The sequence below is a fragment of the Nocardia niigatensis NBRC 100131 genome, assembly GCF_000308655.1.
Lineage (GTDB): Bacteria > Actinomycetota > Actinomycetes > Mycobacteriales > Mycobacteriaceae > Nocardia > Nocardia niigatensis.
The window spans coordinates 92461-101508 of sequence record NZ_BAGC01000109.1 but is presented as its reverse complement, the minus strand read 5'-3'; the positions used below and the strand labels follow the sequence as shown (position 1 = coordinate 101508).

General features: G+C 73.1%; 1 protein-coding gene. It reads left to right on the top strand.

Annotated features, from left to right (window positions below; genetic code table 11):
* Nucleotides 1–35: 35 nt before the first annotated feature.
* Nucleotides 36–9044 (top strand): type I polyketide synthase, encoded by a 9009-nt coding sequence (locus ON33_RS42945; RefSeq protein WP_051153291.1) that lies wholly within the window; start codon nt 36–38, stop codon nt 9042–9044.
* The last annotated feature ends 4 nt before the right edge of the window (nt 9045–9048 follow it).

Genomic DNA, 9048 nt, shown 5'->3' with positions numbered 1-9048 from the left:
TACCTTTTCCGACCTCAACCGAAAGGCGACGGCCGATGTCCGACCAGGCGAAGCTGCGTGAATACCTCAAGCGTGCGATCGCGGATTCCCACCAGGCCCGCAAGCAGTTGGCTGCCGTCGAGGAATCGATGCGCGAGCCGATCGCCGTGGTGGGACTGGGATGTCGCTACCCGGGCGGGGTCGTGAACCCGGCCGGACTGTGGGACCTGGTCACCCGGGGCGCGGACGCGGTGACGGAATTCCCGACCAACCGCGGCTGGGACCTGGGCTCGCTGTTCGACAGCGACGCCGCGCAGGCGGGCCGGTCCTACAGCCGCGGCGGCGGATTCCTGCTCGACGCGGACCTGTTCGACGCGGGCTTCTTCGGCCTGTCGCCGCGCGAGGCGCTGGCCATGGACCCGCAGCAGCGGTTGCTGCTCGAAACCGGTTGGGAGGCCCTGGAATCGGCGGGACTGGTGCCGCGCGCGCTGCGCGGCACCCAGACCGGTGTGTTCGCCGGACTGATGTACTCCGACTACGGTGCGCGGCCGGGTGTGGGCGGGGAGTTCGAGGGGTACCTGTTCGCCGGTAGCGCGGGCAGCATCGCGGTGGGCCGCCTGGCCTATCTGCTGGGCCTGGAGGGCCCGGCGATCTCGGTCGACACCGCGTGCTCGTCCTCGCTGGTGGCGCTGCATCTGGCGGCGCAGTCCCTGCGGCGCGGGGAGTGCGACCTGGCGTTGGCCGGTGGCGTCACGGTGATGTCGACGCCGCAGGCATTCGTGGAGTTCTCCCGGCTGCGCGGTCTGTCGGAGGACGGCCGCTGCCGCTCCTACGGCGCGGGCGCCGACGGCACCGGCTGGGCCGAGGGCGCTGGTTTGCTTGTGCTGCAACGTTTGTCGGATGCGGTGGCCGCGGGGCGGGAAGTCCTGGCGGTCATCCGCGGCAGCGCGATCAATCAGGACGGGGCCTCCAACGGCCTGACCGCGCCGTCGGGCCCCGCGCAGGAGCGCGTCATCCGGGCGGCCCTGGCCGACAGCCGCCTGTCGGCCGCCGAGGTCGACGCCGTGGAAGGCCACGGCACCGGCACCCGGCTCGGCGACCCGATCGAGGCGCGGGCCCTGCTGGCCACCTACGGCAGTGACCGGGCCGGCCGGCAACCGCTGCTGCTGGGCTCGCTGAAATCCAACTTCGGGCATTCCCAGGCGGCCGCGGGCGTGGGCGGCGTGATCAAGATGATCGAGGCCATGCGGCACGGCGTGCTGCCCCGCACCCTGCACGCGGAAACCCCCACCCCCGAGGTGGATTGGTCCTCGGGCGCGGTGGAGCTGCTCGTCGAGCCCCGCGCCTGGCCCGAGACCGGGCAGCCGCGCCGGGCCGGCGTGTCGTCGTTCGGTTTCGGCGGGACCAACGCGCACGTGATCGTCGAGCAGGCCCCGGTGCCGGAAACCGCCGAGCCGCAGCCGGTCACGGTGGAACTGCCCGTGGTGCCGTGGCTCGTCTCGGGCCGGACACCCGAAGCCGTCGAAGCGCAGACCGCCAGATTGCTCGAGTATGTGGCGGGTTCGCCTGCCCGCGAACTGGATATCGCCTATTCGCTGGCCACCGCGCGCACCGCCTTCGAGCACCGCACCGTGCTGTGGCCCGGCGCGGACGTCGCCGACGCCGCGCCCATCGTCGCCGGAGAGGGCGGGCTGGGCGTGGTGTTCACCGGTCAGGGCGCGCAGCGGATCGGTATGGGCGCGGAACTGGCGGCCCGCTTCCCGATCTACGCCGAGGCCCTGGATGAGATTGCGGCACTGCTGGATCCGCTGCTCGGCCGCTCGCTGCGGGAGCTGATCACCAGCGGCGAGGGACTCGACGGCACCGGAATGGCCCAGCCCGCCCTGTTCGCCGTCGAGGTCGCCCAGTGGCGGCTGCTGCGCTCCTGGGGCGTGCATATCCGTGCGGTGGCGGGCCACTCGGTGGGTGAGTTCGCGGCCGCGCACGTGGCCGGGGTGCTCTCGCTGGCCGATGCGGCACGTCTGGTGGCGGCCCGGGGCGCGTTGATGCAGGCGCTGCCCACGGGTGGCGCGATGGTCGCCGTGTCGGTGTCGGAGGCGACGGTACTGCCGCTGCTGGGTGAATCGGTGTCGATCGCGGCGGTGAACGGTCCGGAGTCGGTCGTCCTGTCCGGTCCCGAGGATGCGGTCCTGGCGGTCGTAGCCCAGTTGGATTGCCGGCACAAGCGATTGACGGTCAGTCACGCCTTCCACTCGGCCCTGATGGACCCCATGCTCGCGCAGTTCCGCGCGGCCGCGGAGACCATCACCTATTCGCCGTCCACCATCCCGTTCGTCTCCACCCTCACCGGCCAGGTCACCGAGCCGGCGGGCGCGGACTACTGGGTGGACCAGGTGCGCGGGGCCGTCCGCTTCGCCGACGCCGCGACGACTCTCGCCGGACTCGGCGTCAGCGCCATCGCCGAGATCGGCCCCGATGCCGTCCTCACGCCGCTGCTGGAAGCCGTGACCGACACGCCCTCGATCGCGATGCAGCGCCGCGACAGCGCCGAAGCCGACACCCTCGTGCGCGGCCTCGCGGGCCTGCACACGCACGGAATCGGCATCGACTGGGAGGCGTTCTTCGCCGGAACCGGTGCGCGCCGGGTCGCCCTGCCCACCTACGCGTTCCAGCGCGAGCGGTACTGGCTGCACCCCACCACGGCCGCGGCCGCCTCGGGTTTCGACCCGGTCGACCACCCCATCCTCACCGGCGTGCTGCACCTGTCCGACTTCGACAGCACGCTGCTCACCGGTGTGCTCGACCCCAATACCCAGCCCTGGCTGACCCAGCACACCATCGACGGCGCCACCATCGTGCCCGGCACCCTGTTGCTCGAACTGGCCTTCCGGGCCGCCGCCGAAGTCGCGGAAGAACCCTCCCGGGTAGAGGAATTCACCATCGCCGCGGCCCTGGAACTCACCGATCAACCGGTGACGATCCGGGTCAGCATCGCCGCCGCCGACGACAGCGGCAAGCGACAGTTGGAGATCCGCTCCCGCCTGGCGGGCGGCCAGGACTGGCGACTGCACGCCACCGGCCTGCTGAGCGGGGCCGACGCGAGCACCGACCCCGGCGCCATCGGGGAGTGGCCGCCCCGCGGCGCGCAGGAGGTCGACCTCACCGGGGCCTACGACCGCGCGGCCGACCACGGTTACGAGTACGGCCCGGTGTTCAACGGCCTGCGCCGGTTGTGGCGTCGCGGCGAGGACCTGTTCGCCGAACTCGCCTTCGACGACGAGTACGCCGCCGGGGCCGACCGGTTCACCATGCACCCCGCGCTGCTCGACGCCGCGGCCCACGCCCTCGTCCCGGGCATTTCCGACACCGATCGGCCCGCGCTGTTGCCGTTCTCGTGGTCCGGGGTCACGATCCCCGAATTCCCGGCGACGACGCTGCGGGTCCGGATCACCCCGGCCGGGCGAGACGCGGTGGCCATGCTCATCGCCGACGACTCCGGCGCGACCCTCCTCGCCGTGGACGCCCTGGCCTTGCGTCCGCAGGCCGCGGCCGGTGCGGACCAGACGCTGTTCGAGCTGGAATGGAGCGAAATCCACACTCCTGCTGCGACATCCGATCGCACCGGGTGGGTGGCGGTCGGCGATGTGCCGGGCGTAGCGACCCGATACGCCGCGCTGGACGAGGTCACCGGCACACCGGCCGTAGTCGTGGTCAAGCTGCCTGCCGCCGACCATGACGCGGAGATCCCTTCCGCCGCACGCGATGTCGTTCACCGCGCCCTCGCGGTCGTGCGCACCGCCATCCTCGACGAGCGGTTCGCGAGTTCCCGGCTGGTGATCATCACCGAGTCCGCGGCCGGTCCCGCCGCGGCGAATCTGCCGCAGGCCGGGGCCTGGGGTCTGATCCGCGCGGCCCAGACCGAACACCCGGACCGCTTCAGCCTCATCGACCTCGATGCCGAGTCCGGCTCGTGGGACAGTCTCGACGCCGCCGTCGCGAGCGGTGAGCCGCAGGTGGCGATTCGCGGTGGGGCACTGCATGTCCCGCGCCTGATCCGCGCCCGCGCCGCCACCGTCGACACCGATCCGTGGGCGCAGGGCGCCGTGCTGATCACCGGCGGTACCGGCACCCTCGGCGCAACCCTCGCCCGGCACCTGGTCCACACCCACGGCACCCGCTCGTTGCTGCTGCTGAGCCGCCGCGGCCTCGACGCGCCCGGCGCGACCGAACTGCGGGCCGAATTGACCGAGCGCGGCGCGGACGTCGCGGTTCTGGCCTGCGACGTCACCGATCCGGCCGAGCTGGCCGCCGTCATCGCCGCGCACCCGGTGCGCGCGGTCGTGCACACCGCCGGCGTGCTCGCCGACGGCATCGTGGAATCGCTGACCGCCGACCAGGTCACCAGTGTGCTGCGGCCCAAGGTCGACGCGGCCTGGGCGCTGCACCAGGCCACCCGCGACCTGGATCTCGGTGCGTTCGTACTGTTCTCGTCGCTGGCCGGTCTGGTCGGCACGGCGGGCCAGGCGAACTACGCCGCCGCCAACACCTTCCTCGACGCGCTCGCCGAGCACCGCCGCGCGCTCGGCCTGCCCGCGGTGTCCATCGCCTACGGCCTGTGGGAGCAGGCCAGCGGCATCACCGACGAGATGAGCGCCGTCGATCGCGAGCGCATCCGCCGCATCGGCGTGCTGCCGCTGCCGACCGCCGCCGGGCTGCACGCCTTCGATGTGGCCGCCGCCCTCGACGTCCCGTTGCTCGCGGTCACCGGCCTCGACACCGCCGCCCTGCGGTCCTCCGGCGACGTTCCGGCGGTGTTCCGCCGCCTGGCCCCGGCGGCGCGCGCCCGCAAGGCTCCGCGCGACGGGTTCGCCGCCCGCCTGGCCCAGCTGACCGAAGCCGAGCGCGCCGCGGCCCTGCTGGACCTGGTCCGCACCAATGCCGCCGCGGTCCTGGGGCATTCGGGCTCGAGCGCGGTCGGCGCGGACCGGTCCTTCCAGGATCTCGGGTTCGATTCGCTGACCGCGGTCGAACTGCGCAACCGGCTGGCCGAGGCCACCGGCGTGCGCCTGCCCGCCACCCTGGTCTTCGACTACCCGACGCCCGCCACGCTGTCGGAGCGGTTGTCCGGTGAACTGGTCGGCGCGAAGCCGCAGGCCCTCACGACGGCCATGGTGACCGCCCGCGACGACGAACCCATCGCCATCGTCGGCGTCGGCTGCCGCTATCCCGGCGGCGTCACCGATCCGGAACAGTTGTGGGACCTCGTGTTCCGGGGCGTCGATGCGGTCTCGGAATTCCCGACCAACCGCGGCTGGGACCTGGGCTCGCTGTTCGACAGCAACGCCGAACAGGCCGGGCGGTCCTACAGTCGCGGCGGCGGATTCCTGATGGACGCGGACCTGTTCGACGCGGGCTTCTTCGGGCTGTCGCCGCGCGAAGCTCTGGCCGTCGACCCGCAGCAGCGCCTGCTGCTCGAAACCGGCTGGGAGGCGCTGGAAGCCGCGGGCATCGTGCCCCGCAGCCTGCGCGGCTCCCGGACCGGCGTGTTCGCGGGCGTGATGTACTCCGACTACGGCGCTCGCCCCGGCGTGGGCGGCGAACACGAGGGCTACTTGTTCGCCGGTAGCGCGGGCAGCATCGCGGTGGGCCGCCTGGCCTACTCGCTGGGTCTGGAAGGACCCGCGATCTCGGTCGACACGGCCTGCTCGTCCTCCCTGGTGGCGCTGCACCTGGCCGCGCAATCCCTGCGCCGCGGCGAATGCGACCTGGCCTTGGCCGGTGGCGTGACCGTGATGTCGACGCCGCAGGCGTTCGTGGAGTTCTCCCGCCTGCGCGGACTGTCGGTGGACGGCCGCTGCCGATCCTTCGGCGCGGGCGCCGACGGCACCGGCTGGGCCGAAGGCGCGGGACTGCTGGCGCTGCAACGACTCTCCGACGCGCGCCGCGAGGGTCGCGAGGTGCTGGCGGTGTTGCGCGGCTCGGCCGTCAACCAGGACGGCGCGTCCAATGGACTGACCGCGCCCAACGGCCCGTCCCAGGAACGCGTCATCCGCGACGCGCTCGCCGACGCCGCCCTGCTCGCCTCCGAGGTCGACGCGGTCGAGGGACACGGCACCGGCACCCGGCTCGGCGACCCGATCGAGGCCCAGGCCCTGCTGGCCACCTACGGCAGCGATCGGGCGGGGGACCGTCCCCTGCTGCTGGGCTCGCTGAAGTCCAACGTCGGGCACTCGCAGGCGGCGGCGGGCGTGGGCGGCGTGATCAAGATGATCCAGGCCATGCGGCGGGGCGTCCTGCCGCGCACCCTGCACGCGGAAACCCCGTCGCCCGAGGTGGATTGGTCCGCCGGGTCTGTGGAACTGCTGAACGAGGCGCGGGACTGGCCCGAGACCGGGCAGCCGCGCCGGGCCGGTGTGTCGTCGTTCGGCTTCGGCGGCACCAACGCGCACGTCATCGTCGAACAGGCCCCGGAGCCGGACGTGGCCGAGCCGCAGCCGGTCTCGCTGGTACTGCCCGTGCTGCCGTGGCTGATCTCCGGCCGAACCCCGGCCGCCGTCGACGCCCAGGCGGCCCGGCTGCGGGAGTTCGTCGCGAATTCGGCAGCGCGGGAACTGGATATCGCGTACTCGCTGGCCACCGCACGCACCGCCTTCGAACACCGGGCCGCCGTGGTCGGCCGCGACACCGCGGAACTGGGCGCGGCGCTGGCCGACACCCGGCCGGTCGCGGCGCGCTCGGGCGGCACGGCCTTCGTCTTCACCGGCCAGGGCGCGCAGCGCCTCGGCATGGGAATGGGCCTGTACGAACGCTTCCCGGTCTTCGCCGCCGCGTTCGACGAGACGGCCGCGCACCTCGACCCGCTGCTGGGCCGTTCCCTGCGCGAACTGATCACCACCGGTGACGGTCTCGACGGCACCGGGCTGGCCCAGCCCGCACTGTTCGCCGTCGAGGTCGCCCTGGCGCGACTGCTGGCGCACTGGGGGATTCGCTGCGACTACGTCGCCGGGCATTCGGTGGGTGAGTTCGCGGCCGCGCACGTGGCCGGGGTGCTCTCGCTGGCCGACGCCGCCCGTCTGGTGGCGGCCCGTGGCGCGTTGATGCAGGCGCTGCCCACGGGTGGCGCGATGGTCGCCGTGTCGGTGCCGGAGGCAACGGTGCTGCCGCTGCTCGGTGCGTCGGTGTCGATCGCGGCGGTGAACGGTCCGGAGTCGGTGGTCCTCTCGGGCCCGGAGGACGCCGTGCTGGCGGTCGTAGCCCAGTTGGATTGCCGGCACAAGCGATTGACCGTGAGCCACGCCTTCCACTCGGCGCTGATGGACCCCATGCTCGACGAGTTCCGCGCCGTCGCGGAATCCGTCACCTACTCCACACCCGCCATCCCGTTCGTCTCGACCGTCACCGGTCGGATCGCCGAGCCCACCACCGCGCAGTACTGGGTCGACCAGATTCGCTGTCCCGTCCGATTCGCCGACGCGGCAACCACCTTGGCCGCCCTCGATGTGACCGTGCTGGCCGAGGTCGGACCCGACGCGGTCCTCACGCCGCTGGCCGACCAGGTCACCGACACCGCCGCCATCGCCCTGCAACGGCGCGACACCGATGAGGCCCGGACCCTCATCGCCGGTGTGGCGCAGCTGCACTGCCTCGGCGCGACCGTCGACTGGGCGGCGTTCTTCGCCGGGACCGGCGCGCGCCGGGTCGCCCTGCCCACCTACGCGTTCCAGCGCGATCGGTACTGGCTGCACCCGACCGCTACCACCGCCACCTCGGGTTTCGACCCGATCGAGCACCCCGTGCTGACCGGCGTCCTGCACCTGCCCGACGCCGACAGCGTGCTACTCACCGGTGGCCTGAACCCGAACGCGATGCCCTGGCTGGCTGCCCACACCACACCCGCGGCCACCCTGGTCCCGCCCGCTGTCCTCATCGACCTGATGCTGCGGGCCGGCGACGAAGTCGGCGCGGACCACATCGAGCAGCTGGAGCTGACCCGGCCGCTCACCGTCCCCGCGGGCCAGGAGGCTCAGCTGCACGTGGTCATCGGCGCGGCCGACGACACCGGCCGCCGCACTGCGGGAATCCGGGCCAGGTCCGCGGGCGGCAGCTGGGCCGCGATCGCCACCGGCACGCTCGCCCGCGGCGGCGATCCGGGGACGCCGGTGCTCTCCGACCAACCCGCCGAGCACCATCTGCCCGCCGAATCGGCGCCGCAGGCCACCGGATTCGCCCTGCACCCGGAACTGCTGGACGCGGCGCTGCCGAGCACCCTCGGCACGGATTCGCTGCTGGCGCCGGTCAGCTGGCGGAACGTGCGGCTGTACGCCACGGGCGCGGACGCCGTCCGGGCCCACGTGCGGCCGGTGGACGGGGACGCGGTCGCCGCGTACCTGACCGATCCGGCCGGGAACCCGGTATTCAGCGCCGAGGCCGTCGAGTTTCGGACCCTGGGACTGGGCGCCGACAGCGAAACCGCCGGTGACACACCGCGATCCGCGCCGGTCCGCCCTGCCGCGGTCACGGCCGACACCGCCGAGGTCCTGCGGGCCCGGCTCGCCGATCTCGACGAGACGCGACAGCTCGACGCGGTGGTGGATACCGTGCGCGCCCAGCTGGCCGCGGTGCTCGGCATCGCCGAGCCCCTGAGCATCGAAGCCGACCGCCCGTTCCAGGAACTCGGCATGGACTCCATGACCGCGGTGCAGCTGCGCAACCGCCTGTCCCTGGCGACCGGAACCACGCTGCCCGCCACCGCCGTCTTCGACCGGCCCACCCCGGCCGACCTGGCCGCGTTCGTCCTCGACGCCCTGCGCCCGCCCGCCCCCGTCGACGTGCTGTGGGGGGAACTGGACCGCTGGGAACGCGTCGCCGACGACCTGGGCGCGGCCGACCGCGACCGGATCGCCGAGCGCCTGCGCGAGCTGGCCGGCCGCTGGGCGGCGAACCCGGCCCCCGAGAGCCCCGCGACCGAGGCCGTCGACGCACGCCTCGCCACCGCCTCGGCCGAGGAACTCCTGAGCTTCATCGACGGCGAACTCGGCCGCATTTCCGACCACGAGCTGGGCTGAGAAA